The organism is Flavobacterium sp. (genome assembly GCF_040383245.1).
Lineage (GTDB): Bacteria > Bacteroidota > Bacteroidia > Flavobacteriales > Flavobacteriaceae > Flavobacterium.
Genome location: NZ_JBEIDX010000011.1, coordinates 22,405 through 40,339 on the forward strand (window position 1 = coordinate 22,405; position 17,935 = coordinate 40,339).

Genomic DNA, 17,935 nt, shown 5'->3' on the forward strand with positions numbered 1-17,935 from the left:
TCAGCTATCCATTCCAATTTTTCTTCTAAAAATCTTATAAATTTCTATCCATATAATTGAAATAAATCCAACAAAAATGCACAAAGCAATTTGAAGGAAACTTATATTTTCAAACAAGAAAAAATTAGAGAAAACAGGGACAAATAATAATATTGAAGTAATTAGAATTGTGATTCCAATAATTAGTAAAACTAAATTATTTTTATAGCGAATGGTAGTAAAAATTGAATAGTAAAACGAACGATTTTCTAAGGTTAAAAAAATATTAGAAGTAATTAAAGCAAGGAAAATGGAAGTTCGAGTTTGGTTTTCATTCAATCCCTCAGTTAGGCAATATTGGTAAACAAAAAGTAATCCTAAAGTAATTACCAAACCTTGAATTACACTCAAAGTTATTTCTTTCAAGTTAAAAAAAGTACTTGTTAATGGCCTTGGTTTTTGCAACATTAAATCGCTTTCCATGGGTTCATTTTCATAGATAATAGAACAGGTTGGCCCCATGATAATTTCCAAAAATATGATGTGCACCGGAGTGAATATATTGGGATAAATCCACCCCAAAGCCAGTGGAATAAATACAATTAAAATAATCGGAATATGAATGGATATAATGTATTGAATTGCCTTTTTCAAATTCAAATAAATTCTTCTTCCCATAGCAATAGCATCCACCATTTTCGAAAAATCATCGTCTATCAAAATTAAATTTGCTGCTTGCTTGGCAATTTCTGTGCCTTTTTCTCCCATTGCAATTCCAATGTGTGCCGATTTAAGAGCAGGCCCATCATTTACCCCATCCCCAGTCATGGCCACAATTTGATTGTTGTCTTTTAATACCTGAATAATTTTTAGTTTGGCCTCTGGAAACATTCTAGTAAAAATGGAAGTTTCCATAACTTTTTGTTTTAAAGTCGCAGCGTCCATTTCTATGAGTTCGGAGCCATTTATTACTTTTTCGGAATTTTTAAATCCAATTTGTTTGGCAATATTAGTAGTAGTTGCAGCATTGTCTCCAGTAATTATTTTCACTTGAATACCGGCTTTATAAAAAGTTTCAAAAACAGCTTGAATATTTGCTTTTGGAGGATCATAAAATGCAATCAATCCTTTAAATATAAATTGGAAATCTTGTTGATTTTTTGGAAAAATTGTTCCCGAAAAGTCAGCAACTCCAACACCTAAAACTCGGTAACCGTTGGCGGCCATTTTTTGCATGGCTTTCAATATGTTTTCTTTTTGAGATTCCGAAAGAGTACAAACTTCTATTACAGCTTCGGGAGCACCTTTGGTGGCAATAATTTTTTTTCCTTCAAGATTCTCAAAAATATGCGTCATCATAGGTGGTTTTCCTCCTAATGGATATTCGTAAATCAATTTATAATTGGGTCTTTCGTCAATCGATTCCATATTTGAATATGCAGCATGAATAGCAATTTCCATTGCATCAAACGGAATAGGTTCACTAGACCACATAGCATAACTTAGCACTTCTTTGGCCTCGGGGCTTAATTTCTCATTGGCATTCATAATTGTATCTGATTGGAAAAGATACAATTGGGCTAAACTCATTTTGTTTTCGGTTATCGTGCCCGTTTTATCGGTGCAGATTACGGTGGCACTTCCTAGCGTTTCGACCGTTTTTGTTTGTTTGGTAATAATCCCCAATTTCATTAATCTCCAAGCACCTAGTGCCATAAAAGAAGCAAATGCAACCGGAATTTCTTCTGGAATTAAACTCATCGCTATGGTTAAGGCTTTAAGTAAACTATCTAAGATAAGGTTGGTGCGATAGATTTGAATTGCCCAAACTATTCCAAATATGCCCAAACCAATAAGCGACATTATTTTTATAAATTTTCCTATTTGAATTTGCAAAGGTGTTTTTTCTTCAATAATAGTTTCTAAACTAGTTCCAATTTTACCAAGATTGGTTTGATTTCCAATTGCAGTTACTTTGCAGATGGCCAATCCTGTTGCTACAATTGTACCTTGAAAAATCTGATTGTTTTGTGAATCTTCTGTTTTAAAAACAGATAAAGATTCTCCAGTTAATATGGCTTCGTTTACCGAAAAATCATTTGATTGAATGATAACACCATCTGCAGGAATAAAATGACCTTCTTCTATTTGTATGATATCGCCAAGTACAATTTCTTCAGTTGGAATTTGAACTAATTTGTTATTTCGAAATACTTTACAGTTGGGTTGCGATAATTTTTTTAAGGCTGCAATGGCATTCCGACTTCTAGATTCTTGAAATAGAGATATCGCCGAAACAAGAATAATAGCAACAGCCATAAAAATACCATCCCCATAATTTCCTGTAACAAAATAGATGCTTGCCGCTACAAACAAAAGTAAGAACATTGGTTCTTTGATTGTTGCTATCAAAGAAATTAGAAAATGATTCTTTTTTTGATGTTCTAAAGAGTTTGTCCCGCCGTTATTTCTAGAAATAAGCACTTCTTTATTGGAGAGGCCCGCAGGTATTTTAGTTGTAAATAGCATTATTGGTCATATCTAATTAAAGATAGTGAATTATAGTTCATCCTAAGCTTTAATTTAGAATTTTATGGTCAGATTAAAAAACTTCCAACTTCTCACTGCCAACTCCAAAATTTTACCTATATTTGCATGCAATTTAACAACTACAACAAATTGCAATGAAAGCACATACAACTAAAATCGTTGGCGAAGGTCTTACTTACGACGATGTTCTGCTTATCCCTAATTATTCTGAGGTTTTACCGCGCGAAGTAAGCATCCAATCTAAGTTTTCAAAAAACATTACTTTGAATGTTCCTATTGTGTCTGCCGCTATGGATACCGTAACCGAAAGTTCTATGGCAATTGCTATGGCGCAAGAAGGCGGAATTGGCGTGTTACACAAAAACATGACCATCGAGCAGCAAGCAGCCAAAGTAAGAAAAGTGAAGCGTGCCGAAGCCGGAATGATTATCGATCCGGTAACTTTGCCTTTATCAGCAACTGTGGGAGATGCCAAACAAGCCATGAAAGAATTTGGAATTGGCGGAATTCCGGTGGTAGATGAAAACGGAATCTTAAAAGGTATTGCAACCAACCGTGATTTGCGATTTGAAAAAATAAATTCGCGTTCTATTCTTGAGGTAATGACATCGACTAATTTAGTTACCGCAGCTGTTGGAACAACTTTGCAAGAAGCAGAGGGGATTTTGCAGCAAAATAAAATTGAAAAACTTCCTGTGGTAGACGCCGACTATAAATTAGGGGGACTAATCACTTTTAGAGATATTACTAAGCTTACGCAAAAACCAATTGCAAACAAAGATAAATTTGGTCGTTTGCGTGTAGCAGCGGCGCTTGGTGTTACTGCCGATGCGGTAGAACGCGCTACAGCTTTAGTAAATGCAGGCGTTGACGCCGTGATTATTGATACTGCTCATGGGCATACCAAAGGAGTGGTGGATGTATTAAAACAAGTTAAAGATAAATTTCCTGAATTGGATGTGGTAGTGGGTAACATTGCTACGCCCGAAGCCGCTTTGTATTTGGTTGCCAATGGTGCCGATGCAGTAAAAGTAGGAATCGGACCAGGTTCTATATGTACTACACGCGTAGTTGCAGGAGTTGGGTTTCCCCAATTTTCTGCAATTATAGAAGTTGCTGCGGCTTTAAAAGGTACCGGAGTTCCGGTTATTGCCGATGGTGGAATTCGTTATACAGGAGATATCCCGAAAGCAATTGCTGCAGGAGCCGATTGTGTAATGCTAGGATCATTATTAGCAGGAACCAAAGAATCACCTGGAGAAACCATTATTTTTGAAGGTAGAAAATTTAAGTCATATCGTGGAATGGGTTCTGTGGAAGCCATGCAAGAAGGATCAAAAGACCGTTACTTTCAAGATGTGGAAGACGATATTAAGAAATTAGTTCCCGAAGGAATTGTAGGACGTGTACCTTACAAAGGAGAACTAAACGAAAGCATGCAACAATTTATTGGCGGCTTGCGTGCCGGAATGGGTTACTGTGGTGCCAAAGACATTCCTACGCTGCAAGAAACCGGACGCTTCGTTCGAATTACCGCAAGCGGAATTGGGGAAAGCCACCCGCACAACGTCACCATTACCAAAGAAGCTCCAAATTATTCGAGATAAAAAAAGTCGCTGCAAAGCGACTTTTTTGTTTTAAGTGAGTATTGTAAATCAAATTTATTGGGTTTAAGAAATAAACTTTTGCAGCTTGGCTAAGTGGCGGATTAAGGAAGTCTAAACTTTCGGTTAAACACTATTTTACAGGTACAAAACCAACTTTAAATTAAGCCTAAAGCAGCCATATTGCAAAACGTATGTTGCAAGAAGCCATTCTTCTTTTAAAACCTATATTCCATTTTCAGCAATACATACCTTGGCATTAATCTGTATTCGGTTTGTGAAATGTTGATGTCGGAAATGCTATAATTTCTAAATGTTTCTGTGTTAAAAAGATTATTGCCTGACAAGAAAAAAGTTAGTTTGTTTTCTTTAACCACATAGCGAGCTTCTAAATCTAAGAAATAATATTTGTTGTTGTCTTTGTCTAAATTTCCGAAAAAGTAACGTTCTGATTGCACTTGAATATTAAATTTATCACTAAACATAAATGATAAATCTAAAAAACTCATATTGTCTGTGAAATTATTTTTAATAGTTGTTTCAACTTGATTGTAATTCCATTTTGAGCCAATATGATAATTAAAAAAACCTCTAAAACCTGAACGCAATTCAAATCCATAATTTGCGATGAAATTTTTAACTTCTCTTAAATTTGAATTGTTTACTATGTTTTTAAAATTTGTTTTTGTTGCTCCTAAATTGATTTTTAAATTTGATTTAATTGGTTTAAAATACCTATCAATACTTGATGAAATGGATAAAAATTCACGGTCTTTTATAATTATTTTTTCAGATTGTGAATAATTTTGAGCAATAATGGAATTAGTGCTAAAAAAATCATTGTTTTTGGAATACAAGATAAAAGTATTAGCAAAAAACTTGTCGCCCCAACTACCATAAGTATAATTTATAATAGCACTTGATGAATTTAATTGATTAAACTCTTCTAAACCCTTTGAAAATGAACGAAACCCTGTTTGTACAAAACCCGAATATACATCTAAAACCCCTGCGTTTGTTGTGTTATAAGAATACGAAGTAAGTAGTTTATTTTTCTCGTTAATTTTCCAATCTAATCCAATTTTTGGTAGAATGAAAAATGGATTTTGATTAGATTTTACATTGTAATTTTCTAATTGATTAGACAATTGATGTGCGTCTGCTTGGGTTAGTAAAGTAACATTCTTAAATTTAAAACGATATTTTGCTGATAAATATAAATCGTTTGTAGTATAAGTTAGTTGGTTTTGATAACCATTAGGAAAAGTAAGATTGTTATCGTTTTGTAATAACTCAAAACGAGTATTTAAACCATCTATTCGCAATTGATTACCGATTTTTATTTCCAATAAATCGCCGTTTTTCTTTTTATCTAACAAATGAGCTTCTAAACCTGCAAACTGCATTTTGTTTTCGCTAAATTGTTTGGTGATGTTGGCGTTTTCTGAAAATAAATCTTGAAAAATAAATTGATTAACAGAATAATTTTGAGGTGTTTTTTCATTGATGTATCTGCCAGAAAGTAAAAAAACTTTATTGTCTTTAAACTTGTTGGTATACACTACTTTTTGGTCAAAAAGTTGGTTGTTTGCGTTTAAGCGTTCGTTTAGTAAATCGTTATTGAATAATAAATCACTTCTATTTTTTTCGTTGGTTTTATTAAATTTCCCTGTGTATTCAAAAGTTTTTGTTTTTGAAATATCGTAGGTTATATCTACTTTTCCAAAACCTGTGAATTGTGTTTTTCTACCTACAAAATTTTCGGTATTGGTAAATGTTGTGGTTCCAATGGAAAAAGATTGAAAACTATTTCTAAAAAAATCAACTTCATCGGTGTTTAAAAAACCTAAAGTTTTAAGTTTAACCTTTTCTGATAATGTGAAAATACTGTTTAAAGACAGCATTTCGGCATTGTTGAGATTGGTTCTTTTTTGTTTAAGGTTTGGTGTGTCAAAACCTAATCCTAGTAATGAATTTGCTGTTTGGTCATCGCCAATACTACCAGCTTCATCAAAACGATACGGACGAATTAAATGGTTGATATCACCTGTTGCATCTTCGCCTATGTTATTGAAATTTGTTAAAAAGTAGTATTTGTTTTTTTTACCAAAGTTCATTAAATTGCTTCCAACCTTATAACGATTTTCTGAAACTAATCCATAACCCGCCGAAATATTGCCAAACCAAACACGTTTTGAATTTTCTTTAAGTGTTAGATTTAGTGCAACCTTATTACTATTTTCAATGCCTTTTAGAAGTTTGTTATTGGAATAATTTTGGTATAGTTCTACTTTATCAATTGGGTTAACAGACATGTTTTTGGTAAGTATTTTATATCCTTTTTCAAACATATCATCGCCATCTATCATTACTTTTTCGACTTCTTGATTACCTACTTTTATTGTACCGTTTGCATCAATATTTAATCCTGGTATTTTTTTTAACAAATCTTCAACTACTTGTTCGTTGCCTTGTTTAAAAGAATCGGCATTGAAAATGATAGTATCATTTTTTATTGTAATCGGTTTTTTGGATGTAATTTTTATTTCTTTGAGTTCTGTGATTTTTGGACTTAAGAAAAAATCAATTGTTTTTATTTCATTTTTGTTTTCAATAAGAAAATCAAAACTTTTTTGCTCAAAACCCATAGAGGAAGCAATTAAAAAAAATTGACCTGTTTTTTCTGTTTTTAAAACATATTTACCTAATTCATTAGTATAAGTGTATGAAATAATTTTGCCATTCTTATCATTAAGGATAAGATTAGCAGAAATTATAGATTGATTGTTTTTATCTTTTACTTCTCCTTTAATTACATTCTGAGAGTAAGAACTACAAAAAGAAAAACATAAAAAAAATATGCAACAATTGATTTTTAGCATTTGATATATTTATTTTCTTTAACTCATTTTAATCTAAAATTTCTATATCTACAGCTTTTCCAAATTTCACATCTAATTTTAAATTTCGGTCTCCCATAGATTTTAATCTCTCTTCATAATCTTTTTGCCAATTTTTTATTAGTTTATCAAAATCATTTTTTGATATATGTTTTATGGAATTATCTAATTGACAAGTATTTCTATCTATTTTTTGTATTTCAATGGCTTCAAAAAAAACTTCTCTTTTTTCATCTTGAGCAAGGATTATCAAACCTGGCAAACCGTTGAGTTTCCATGGTCCAAAAATTGAGGGATACTCAATTGCGTACCACACTTCATAAGTACGACCTTTATAAAAAGTAGTTGCTTTCTGACACTGAAGATTATTTATGTTTTTTATTTCATTAGTGATATTCCATTTAGGAATTGAAAGTGTATCTTCAACTAAATATACTGATTTAAGTTTCTTTAATTCAGTGATTTTTTTGTCTTTAAAATTGATAAATATTGATTGTTTATTTTTGTTAGGAAAATTAATTATTTTATGACCATTTTCATCTTGAGTCTCAGCTGTTGCAGTATCTTTTATGGATAGTTTGTATTCAAAACAAGAGTTTTGTTCGGAAAATGTTAAATTTGCATCATAATTTTTAATACCATCAAACAAAGTGGTCATTTTATATTGAACTTGGTAATTATTTTGTGAAAATGCACTAAAAGAGGTTAATAGTATAAATATGTTAATTTTAAATAGTCTATTTTGAAAAATCATAATATATATATTTTGGATAAAAGAAAATTATAAGAAGCCAAATTAATGGCTTCTTTTTTTGTGAATTTAAAAAGCACTTAAAATTAGTTTTTTTGCAGCTCCAATTTCATTTTTTATTCCACTTCTTGCAATATCTCCAGCTGCTGCGCATGTTGCTGCTGTTCCTGAACTAGTTACAGTAGTAGACACCCCCAAGTAAGTAAAGGTAACAGAATATGAAATAGTACATTCATCAAATTGTTCTGAATTAAGAATTTGCGTTGGTAGATTGTCTAATAAATTATACAATTCGGACTCACTTAAATTTGATAAATTACCTAAGTCAAATGATACCTTTAGATGATTTAAACAATTTTCAATTGTAACATTTTTATGTTTCTCAACAGGTTGAGTATTTGCAAAAGCAAATGAGCCGACTAGCATAAAAGCTAAAGTAAAAAATAAATTCTTCATACTATTTATAGTATTGTGCTTGAATCTTTGCAAGAGCTTCTGGCTCCCTTTAAGGCAGTCAAAGATTTTCTGCTGTTGTTTTCCCTTATGGGTTTCTGCCCGATACAAGTAATTTATTTTCTTCTGTTAGGTGTTATTTCGTTTCTGTACTAAGCCATTCCGAAGGCTGATCGTTGAAATTTTACCGAACGTTGGTCATATGGTTTCTTGCAACTAGTATATAGACGCTATAAAGTAGGTAATGCACAACCGTTTTGGGGTAGATAGTTGTAGCAAAAATGCTTATTACAATTAATTTACAACAATTTTTTACTTTCAGTAACAACTATTGTTTCTAAATTGGATTTTAAAGGGTGTAAAAAACAAAAGCCCAATAGAAACGGCTTCTATTGGGCTTTTGTATGATTTTTTGTTTGTTCTATATTCCTACAAAATCACCTGAAGTGATTTGAGTTAATTAGGCCTAAACTTTAAATAAAGTACTTACTCGGCAATCTTTCAAAACGTATGTTGGCATATGATTTTTTTTTATATATAAAAAGAGCAACTATGATTACCCTAATTGCTCTAAAAAGTATTATTTTTTTTCTAAAATTAACAAGCTCTGCCGCAAACACGAGTGTTTAATGCTCCTACATTTACTTGAGCATTTGCACAATCACCTGGGCCACTTATGTTTGCTGAAAGATAAGTTTGTATAGCATTTCCAACACATGTTTGAGGATTACTAAAGTTTCCACAAGATGCGAGTTGAGAATAGCCAGTAGGACAACCGCCACCTCCAAAGATTTCGTCCCAGTTTATTTTACGTGAAAGCAAAGCATAAGTATTTGAATTAGTATCCAATTCATAACCCTCAATTATTTTTTTTGTTTTATAATTAACATATAAAATTTTTGAAATAATTGCTTTACCATTGATAAAACTAATGTTAGTAATTACATTAGTTACTTCTGAATTATTTTTAATAATTTCTTTTGAGTCTTCAGTTATTAAATTGATTGCTTCATCAATTTCACTTATTAATTCTTTAGTATTACTGAAAGTGAATAATTTAATTTCACCATTTAGCTTTGAATCCTTTAAGTCAATTTTCATTTTAGTCAAATCAACTTTTTCAACAGAATCTTCTTGACCTCCACAAGATAGTAAAAATGTAAAGGATAATAAACCTAATATTATTTTTTTCATAATAACTATTTTACCTTGATTATTAATTCGGACTACCGAAAGGACGACAACTTTAGGTGCTATTTTTAATTTTATTAAACTATGGTTAATGTACCGCCCTGTTGATTTAAACTTTTAATTTTAAAATTCATCTGATGTTGTTAAATAAACTCTTCCAAAGTGACTTTATTTTTTATAGTGAGGATTTGAAATCTAAGCTATTAGCGTTATAATCTTGTCCAAGGATTAATACCTTCTTTTTTGAGTTGGTTGTAAATCAAACGCATATAGTAAGTATCAAAAATGAAAGTTACTAAAATGATTATGAATATCAAGGTTGCATCTTCGCCTTTATGGTCTACCAAAAGATATGACAGTCCTACTGTCATTGATGTTCCTATCCATTTTGACCATGCAATTGTGAACGATTGGCCTTCTGAACTTTGTCGTTGCCAATACATCAAAACAAAGCAAACTGAGATAACAAGGTTTTGAATGAATGCGATGAACTTTGCGCCTTCAAATATTTCTTTATGAAAGTAAGGCTCAAATTGACCGAAGAAAGGTCCGCCTACAATCATAATCCCGAACGATGCTGAAAATGCTACAATTATCAACATTATCCATTCTGATTTAGATATTTTGTAGCTGTTTTGGAAATATTTATAGCCATACATAAACAACGAAATTACGATTCCAACATCGAAAATCATCCAAACGGTATTAATTACAGTTGCTAAACCACCCGAAGTATGTGGTGGATAAATCAATGAAAAAGTAACCTCCCAAGCAATATTTAATGCCAATGGAACAAGTGGCATTCCATAAGATTTGTCTTTAAAACCACGATACACAAGCGCTAAATAAGTAATTGTCCAAGCAATACCGCTTGACAAAACCATAATTTCTGTCCATTTCATTTCTTTCTTTTTTAAATGTTACTAATAACTTGATAAAGTCTCTTTAAAGTAGTGCCTTTACAACTGTAATTTGGAAGATTTTCACTATTAAAGTGATTATTTAATATAATTTACAACAAACTTTTATATTTTGCAACTCTTGTTGAATTTTATTGAGTTTTAATAACTCGTAAAAAACAAAAGCCCAATAGAAACGGCTTCTATTGGGCTTTTGTATGATTTTTTGTTTGTTCTATATTCTTACAAAATTACCTGAAGTGATTTGCATTAATTCGGCCAAAACTTTAAATTAAGTACTTACTCCGCAATCTTGCAAAACCGCTGCTAGCTGACGTTGCATTTCTTTAGTCTATTTTTCGCCTAATGCTAATTCAATTAATTTGTTTCTAAGTGTCGTAACTCAATATTGGTAGCACACAAACATTATGTGTCACTTATTTAATCTATCCTCTCAACAAATACACCAATTTGACAATTAAAATCATTAGGGTCAGTTGGTGAATGCATATTTATTCCATAACCTCCGCTCTTATCATACGTCTTTTCTTCTAGCTTAAAATTTATATTCATAACCTTACATTTATATTCTTCAAGAGTTATTATATCTCCAATTTCAATAAATTGCGAATTATCATAAGTCTGTTTCTTTATGTTTAAAAGATGGTCGAGAGCTTCTCTATTGTATATATATGCAATTTCTCTCATAGCCTGTGTTTCGGTGTCTTGATATTTGAAAAGAATTCTTGTCAAAAATGGTTCTAATTTTTTTGTGTCCATTGTAATTTGTGTTTATTTATTTAAAATTATTAATACGCTTTTTTATCTCTAACTATGGATGTAGGGCAATGTCAGCTAACTAGTATATAGACGCTATAAAGTAGGTAATGCACAACTGTTTTGGGGAAGATAGTTGTAGCTAAAATGCTTATTACAATAATTTACAATAATTTACAATAATTTTTTGCTTTTAGTAACAACTATTGTTTCTAAATTGGATTTTAAAGGGTGTAAAAAACTAAAGCCCAATAGAAACGGCTTCTATTGGGCTTTTGTATAATTTTTTGTTTGTTCTATATTCCTACAAAATTACCTGAAGTGATTTGCATTAATTCAGCTTTAATTGCATCTAAATTATTCGATATGAAAAAGTCGCTGTAAAGCGACTTTTTTGTTTATAACAAGGATTGTAAATAATAGTTATTGGGTTTAAAAAATAACGTTTTGTAGCTTGCAGAAGTGGCGGATTAAGGAAGCATAAACTTTTCGGTTAAAAACTGGCTTTGCAATTACAAAACCAATATTAAATTAAGCCCAAAACCCGCCATTTTTGCAAACTGCTGTTGTATGATGCCATTTTATTTATAATCTAATAGTTTTGGGTTAATATCATTAATTAAAATTCCATTTTCATCAAAAACTATTATTTTTGGTAAATCTATTGAAATTCCTAATGAAAAATCAGAAGGGAAATTATTTTTTCCGTCAATTAATAAAGGAATACTTAACTGTTTTATTTTTTCATAATTAACAAAATTTTCAATTACATCTTTATTTTTCTCTGTTGTTATTAATATTATTTTGTTATTGTGAAGTATTTTTTTGTGATTTGCAATATTATTGATTAGTTCTTTACAATCATCACATTTGCAAGAAAAGTAAACAAAAACTGTTCTTTTATTTGATTTTTCAATAGATTTATTAGAATAGATTTCATTATCTATAGTTTTATATTCAAATGAAGGAATTTCAGAAATTGACTTAAATCTTGAATAGAAAAAATATGAAATTATAATTAGAAATAGAACTAATGCGATTTTTAGGTATTTTTTCATTTTAGAATTTTATAAGTTAATAAATCAAATTTTTTCGTTGTAGAAGCATCAAATGGAATTGTAGGCTCTTTTCTGCATATATTTTTAAAGATATTACCTTTAAATGTGCCATCAAGTATTTGCAATTGGCTATCGAAGCTATAGGTGACTAATTCATATTTGCCATTTTCATTTTTAGTATATTTAATAAAACTTTCTTCAAAAAGGATTTTAAAATTAATTATTTTGTCCCTAAATATAATATTTCTTTTATTTTTATCATCAATGGTAGATTTGCAACTAAATTCATAAAGACCAAAGTCATCATAGTCAACTATAATGTAGCCACTATATGGATATTCTTTATTGTTTTTTTTATTTTCAAATTTTATTTTATAAAAACCATCTGCTTTTGTTATTGAATAATCAAATCCTTTACGATACTTAATAACTATTTGGTATTCATAGCTAATTGATGGTGGATTGACATGACGGTAATCTAGATTAAAACTAATTTCTCTGTTATTTATAAAATATACTGCATTATTTCCATTTGTTACATTGAAATTATTAACTATATTTTTATCATTTTCACAATAATAACCATCTCTATTCTTATGAATTAGTCGCTTATTAATATATGTTAGCGTATCGCTTCCAGTCGTAAAGCAATTAAAAAAATGTAAATTTTGAGTAATCAATACATTTTTTAATTTTATTTTGTTTAAAATACTGTCTAAAACAGTATTAGCATTAAGATTAGTAACTATAACCTCGTCTAAAACTATTGCATTAATCTTTTTTAAATAAATATTTATATTTATATCTTTTACATTTATTATTGTGTCATAATAATCTTCTTTAACTAAAGATATCTTATTTATTTTTTTTAAATTTATATTAAAATATCCCTCTTTATCGGTTTTTTCAATTAGTGTTGAGTCAGCATAAATTTGAACGTTTTCAATTGGATTATTATTTTGATTTAATACCTGAATTTTTGCCTTTTGACAATAGATTTGTTTAGATATTAATATTGTTAATATAAAAATTATTTTTTTCATTTTTTTAAATATTTAATATTGGGGCATTAATGCCCCAATAAGTTAATTACTCCCAAAACCATTGCCATCTGTTTCCAGCACTACAAGGCACTTCAATTGGATTATTAACGAGTACAAAAGTTGTACCATTGTCAACCCACTCCCAATTATCTTGAAAGGTAGTTCCTGAAATGATAGTAACAAATCCAAGACTTAGCGAACGACATTCAGCAAAACTAGAAGTTGAGCATAACAAAGTAATTGCCATTACGAAAATTATTTTTTTCATCTTTTTTATGTTATCAATTAAACAATTCCTCGACAGTTTAAATTCCGCTTCAAGGTTATACAGAACGTTATTTCTATTTTCCATCTCACTTTCAGCGTTTTATTTACGCTTCGTGTAGCTCAAAGATTTCTGGCAACTTGTATATAAACGCTATAAAGTAGGTAATGCACAACCGTTTTGGGGTAGATAGTTGTAGCTAAAATGCTTATTACAATTAATTTACAACAATTTTTACTTATGGTAACAACTATTGTGTCTAAATTGGATTTTATAGAGTGTTAAAAAACAAAAGCCCAATAGAAACGGCTTCTATTGGGCTTTTGTATGATTTTTTGGTAGTTCTATATTCCCACAAAATTTCCTGGAGTGATTTGCATTAATTCGGTTTTAATTGCATCTGAAACGGCTAAAGTTTGAATGAACGAATGAATTGCATTTTTATCAATGGCTTCGTTAGTTCTTGTCAATCCTTTCAACGCTTCGTATGGGTTTGGATACCCTTCTCTTCTTAAAATCGTTTGAATTGCCTCGGCAACAACTGCCCAATTTTTTTCTAAATCTTCGTGAAACTTTGGTTCGTTCAATAGCAATTTATTCAGTCCTTTCAATGTAGCTTCAAAGGCGATTAAAGTGTGTCCCATAGGCACACCAATGTTTCTCAAAACGGTACTATCGGTTAAGTCACGCTGCAATCTCGATACCGGTAATTTTGCCGAAAGGTGCTCAAAAATCGCATTGGCAATTCCTAAATTTCCTTCGCTATTTTCAAAATCAATTGGGTTTACTTTGTGTGGCATCGCCGATGATCCAATTTCACCCGCTTTAATTTTTTGTTTGAAATAATCCATCGAAACATAGGTCCAAATGTCGCGATCTAAATCTAAAATGATGGTGTTGATACGTTTTAAAGCATCAAAAAACGCTGCAAAATGATCGTAATGTTCTATTTGTGTCGTTGGAAACGAGTGGTGTAATCCAAGAGTAGATTCTACAAAATCGGTTCCGAATTTTTTCCAGTCGGTAGTTGGATACGCTACGTGGTGTGCATTGTAATTTCCTGTTGCGCCACCAAATTTAGCCGCAAACGGAATGTTGAATAACAAACGCATTTGCTCTTCCAAGCGTTCTACAAAAACTAAGATTTCTTTTCCTAAACGAGTTGGAGAAGCAGGTTGTCCGTGGGTTCTAGCCAACATCGGAACGTCCTTCCATTCTACAGAAAGCTCTTTTAATTTAGCAATAACCGAAATCAAACTTGGTAAATATACTTTTTCAAATGCTTCTTTAACAGATAATGGAATCGCCGTATTGTTTATGTCTTGTGAAGTCAATCCAAAATGGATGAACTCTTTGTATTGGCTTAAGCCCAAAGATTCAAACTTGTCTTTTATAAAATATTCTACCGCTTTTACATCGTGGTTGGTAGTTTTTTCGGTTTCTTTAATCCAAAGCGCATCTTGGGTAGAGAAATTGGTGTAAATTTTTCTCAAATTTCCGTAAACCGATTCTTTTATTCCGTTCAGTTGTGGCAATTGTGCCTCACAAAGCGCAATAAAATATTCTACTTCTATTAAAACTCGATATTTAATAAGCGCCTCTTCTGAAAAGTAGGGCGATAAGGAAACTGTTTTACTTCTATATCTTCCGTCAATAGGTGAAATAGCATTTAATTCCGTTAGTTGCATGGTGTTGTGTTGTAGTTTCAAGTTGCAAAAGTAAGCAATAGAGTTCAGTCTTGGATAATCCTTTTTTAATTTTTTATCAAATTTTATGCTGCTAACTGCCGTCTTCCTGTTTTAATTGAATGGAACAACAGCAATTTTACTATTTTTGTCAAAATTAATACCGAATTAAGTGGATTTAGAATACCTCGCTTTTTTAGAAAACATGCTTACCGAAAACCGAAAAGAACGCTTTGAGCAAGTGCTTGCTCATCGATCGAATCATTTTACTGTGGTTATTGAAGATGTTTTTCAACTGCACAACACAAGCGCGGTGATGCGCAGCTGTGAGGTTTTTGGAATTCAGCAGCTTAATGTTATTGAGGAACGCTACACCAAATCAATCGATAAAGAAATTGCAATGGGAGCCCAAAAATGGGTGGATGTAAACCGTTACAATAGCATTACAAATTGCATTTCAGATTTAAAAAATAAAGGCTATCAAATAATTGCAACTACACCACATCACGACGATTGTGAACTGGATGATTTTGATATTACCCAACCCAGCGCTTTGTTTTTTGGTACAGAAAAAGAAGGTTTATCTGCCGAGGTGCTTGAAAAAGCCGATGGATTTCTTAAAATTCCGATGGTGGGTTTTACCGAGAGTTTGAATATTTCTGTTTCGGCGGCAATCATTATTCAGAATTTGATGAACCGATTGCGCAAATCGGAGATTCCTTGGCAATTATCTGAAGAAGAAATCTTGGAAAAACGATTACAATGGGCCAAAAATTCCATTAAAGATATTAAGCGAATTGAAGAACGGTACCACACCGAAAATAAAGCCAAATAAATGAATTTCACTACCAAAGTTCCAATAGCAAAATCCAATTCTCCGATAGATTATTCGTCGCAAATCGTTGCTATGGGTTCTTGTTTTGCTGAAAATATGGGTGAAAAATTCGACTTTTATAAATTCCAAAATACAACCAATCCTTTCGGAATTATCTTCAATCCCGTTTCTATTGAGAAGATTTTAGAGCGTGCAATTCATTTGAATTATTTCACTGAAACCGATTTGTTTTTTTATAACGAATTATGGCATTGTTATGAAGTCCATTCCGATTTAAGTCAGCCAAATAAAGAAGCAATGTTGTCGAATTTAAATCGGTTATTGACTGAAATGAATTCGAAATTAGCTGCGGCTACACATCTATTTATTACCTACGGAACTTCCTGGGTTTACCAATTAAAATCAACTGGAGTTGTGGTTGCCAATTGTCATAAAGTAGCGCAAGACCAATTTGAAAAGGTAATTTTATCGGTTACCGAAATTGAAAATGCCATCCAGAATTCGATTGATTTAATTCAAAAAATTAATCCAAAGTGCCAATTGGTATTTACGGTTTCGCCGGTGCGTCACATTAAAGATGGCTTTGTAGAAAACCAACGAAGTAAAGCCAATTTGATTTCGGCATTACATACTTCCATTTCCCAACAGCCAACTTCTAGCTATTTTCCTTCTTATGAAATTGTGATGGATGAGCTTAGAGATTACCGATTTTATGCTCAAGATTTGCTTCACCCCAATGCAGTAGCAATTGATTATATCTGGGAGTGTTTTTGCGAAACCAACATAACCGAAGCGGCACAAAAAGTTATGCAAGAGGTAGAAAGCATCCAAAAAGGAATGGCCCATCGACCGTTTCATCCCGATTTGAAAAGCCACTCTAAATTTCTTCAAAAACTAAAGGAGAAAAGTGCGCACTTGGAAGCGCAGTTTCCTTTTATGAAATTTTAGTTACAGTTTGCTTTGCAAACTGTTCCAGCCTCCGCCATTCATAGCGTCAATTCCGTTTGATTTTAAAATAGAAGTTCCCTGAGCGCTTCGCATGCCACTAGCACAACAAGCAATTACGGGTTTGTTCCATTTTTTTATTTCCGATATTTTATCCGACAAGACATTCAACGGAATGTTTTTTGAACCTTTGATATGTCCACCCTGGTATTCACCCGGAGTTCTAACATCAACAATTACGGCTCCTTTTTCAATAAATTCGGCTATACTTTCCGATTTTCCGCTTAAACCTAACATGCTTAATAATCCCATTTTTTGTGTTTTAGTATTAAATGATACTGCAAAATAAAAGCATTTCTTTCTTCAATTTGGTAACAAAGGTTACGCAAACAAAAATATTCTTTATATTTGAAATCAGATGAAAATTACAGATAGAAAATCGGAAATAATTGCGGTCTCTGCCAAGCTTTTTAAAGAAAAAGGTTACAGCGCAGTGACCATGCGCGATATTGCTCAGGCTATGGATATCAAAGCGGCGAGCCTTTATAACCACATTCAATCTAAGCAAGAAATTTTAGTGTTGATTGTTATCGAAATTGCCGAAGAATTCACCAATATTATGGATGAAGTATTAAATTCGGATGCTTCAACGCAAGCCAAATTAGAGCGCATCATCCAACTTCATATTGACATTACTTTACGAAATCCAGATGCATTGGCTTGTCTAAACAACGATTGGATGCACTTAACGGATGACAAATTAGTGCAATTCATAAAAATGCGAAAAGATTATGAAAATAATTTTAAAGCAATTGTTAAACAAGGAATTGCAAACGGGGAGATAAAAAATTACAACCTCGATGTGATTATTTTCTCAATACTTTCAACGCTTCGCACCATGTATATATGGTATAATAAGACAAATGCCTTGAGTCCGAAATCACTTTCCGACAACATGGTTAAGGTGTTGATTAATGGAATTGTATGATAAAAAATTGCT

General features: G+C 31.7%; 16 protein-coding genes. 4 read left to right on the top strand and 12 right to left on the bottom strand.

What is annotated here, in order from left to right; all coding sequences use genetic code 11:
• A complete protein-coding gene (locus tag ABWO08_RS06245) occupies positions 1-2,508 on the bottom strand; it encodes a cation-translocating P-type ATPase (protein WP_353084379.1) in 2,508 nt (835 codons plus the stop codon).
• A 155-nt stretch (positions 2,509-2,663) separates the two neighbouring features.
• Here ABWO08_RS06245 and guaB point away from each other — a divergent pair, with 155 nt between their 5' ends.
• The gene (guaB, locus tag ABWO08_RS06250) at positions 2,664-4,136 is read left to right on the top strand and encodes an IMP dehydrogenase (RefSeq protein ID WP_353084380.1); all 1,473 of its coding nucleotides are present in this window, start codon (positions 2,664-2,666) and stop codon (positions 4,134-4,136) included.
• Positions 4,137-4,351: 215 nt separating this feature from the next.
• Here guaB and ABWO08_RS06255 read toward each other — a convergent pair whose 3' ends face one another.
• From ABWO08_RS06255 to purB, 10 genes are all read right to left on the bottom strand, one after another.
• On the bottom strand, positions 4,352-7,015 hold the full coding sequence (locus ABWO08_RS06255; RefSeq protein ID WP_353084382.1) for a carboxypeptidase-like regulatory domain-containing protein: 2,664 nt from the start codon (positions 7,013-7,015) through the stop codon (positions 4,352-4,354).
• A gap of 28 nt (positions 7,016-7,043) precedes the next feature.
• Positions 7,044-7,787 carry a GLPGLI family protein gene (locus tag ABWO08_RS06260; RefSeq protein WP_353084383.1) on the bottom strand — a complete coding sequence of 248 codons (744 nt, stop codon included), beginning with the start codon at positions 7,785-7,787 and terminating at the stop codon, positions 7,044-7,046.
• Positions 7,788-7,853: 66 nt separating this feature from the next.
• Entirely contained in the window at positions 7,854-8,240 is a 387-nt protein-coding gene (locus ABWO08_RS06265) for a hypothetical protein (RefSeq protein WP_353084384.1), read from the bottom strand.
• A gap of 594 nt (positions 8,241-8,834) precedes the next feature.
• The gene (locus tag ABWO08_RS06270; RefSeq protein ID WP_353084386.1) at positions 8,835-9,431 is read right to left on the bottom strand and encodes a hypothetical protein; all 597 of its coding nucleotides are present in this window, start codon (positions 9,429-9,431) and stop codon (positions 8,835-8,837) included.
• 206 nt (positions 9,432-9,637) lie between these two features.
• Positions 9,638-10,330 carry a transmembrane-type terpene cyclase gene (locus ABWO08_RS06275; RefSeq protein ID WP_353084388.1) on the bottom strand — a complete coding sequence of 231 codons (693 nt, stop codon included), beginning with the start codon at positions 10,328-10,330 and terminating at the stop codon, positions 9,638-9,640.
• A 438-nt stretch (positions 10,331-10,768) separates the two neighbouring features.
• Positions 10,769-11,107, bottom strand: a complete 339-nt coding sequence (locus ABWO08_RS06280) for a hypothetical protein (protein WP_353084389.1) — start codon at positions 11,105-11,107, stop codon at positions 10,769-10,771.
• 578 nt (positions 11,108-11,685) lie between these two features.
• Positions 11,686-12,162 (bottom strand): redoxin family protein, encoded by a 477-nt coding sequence (locus ABWO08_RS06285; protein WP_353084391.1) that lies wholly within the window; start codon positions 12,160-12,162, stop codon positions 11,686-11,688.
• Complete coding sequence (locus ABWO08_RS06290) at positions 12,159-13,205, bottom strand: hypothetical protein (protein ID WP_353084392.1); 1,047 nt, start codon at positions 13,203-13,205, stop codon at positions 12,159-12,161. The genes ABWO08_RS06285 and ABWO08_RS06290 overlap by 4 nt, the downstream gene beginning before the upstream one ends.
• Positions 13,206-13,251: 46 nt before the next feature.
• The gene (locus ABWO08_RS06295; RefSeq protein ID WP_353084394.1) at positions 13,252-13,473 is read right to left on the bottom strand and encodes a hypothetical protein; all 222 of its coding nucleotides are present in this window, start codon (positions 13,471-13,473) and stop codon (positions 13,252-13,254) included.
• Between the two features lie 341 nt (positions 13,474-13,814).
• Positions 13,815-15,158 carry an adenylosuccinate lyase gene (gene purB / locus ABWO08_RS06300; protein ID WP_353084396.1) on the bottom strand — a complete coding sequence of 448 codons (1,344 nt, stop codon included), beginning with the start codon at positions 15,156-15,158 and terminating at the stop codon, positions 13,815-13,817.
• Between the two features lie 202 nt (positions 15,159-15,360).
• Between purB and ABWO08_RS06305 the strand changes: the two genes are divergently transcribed.
• Positions 15,361-15,990, top strand: a complete 630-nt coding sequence (locus ABWO08_RS06305) for a TrmH family RNA methyltransferase (protein WP_353084460.1) — start codon at positions 15,361-15,363, stop codon at positions 15,988-15,990.
• A complete protein-coding gene (locus ABWO08_RS06310; protein WP_353084398.1) occupies positions 15,991-16,938 on the top strand; it encodes a GSCFA domain-containing protein in 948 nt (315 codons plus the stop codon).
• Here the strand turns inward: ABWO08_RS06310 and ABWO08_RS06315 are convergent, their stop codons facing one another.
• A complete protein-coding gene (locus ABWO08_RS06315; protein WP_353084400.1) occupies positions 16,939-17,247 on the bottom strand; it encodes a rhodanese-like domain-containing protein in 309 nt (102 codons plus the stop codon).
• A gap of 106 nt (positions 17,248-17,353) precedes the next feature.
• On the opposite strand from ABWO08_RS06315, the gene ABWO08_RS06320 reads away from it, so the two are divergent.
• Positions 17,354-17,923 (top strand): TetR/AcrR family transcriptional regulator, encoded by a 570-nt coding sequence (locus ABWO08_RS06320; protein ID WP_353084403.1) that lies wholly within the window; start codon positions 17,354-17,356, stop codon positions 17,921-17,923.
• The last annotated feature ends 12 nt before the right edge of the window (positions 17,924-17,935 follow it).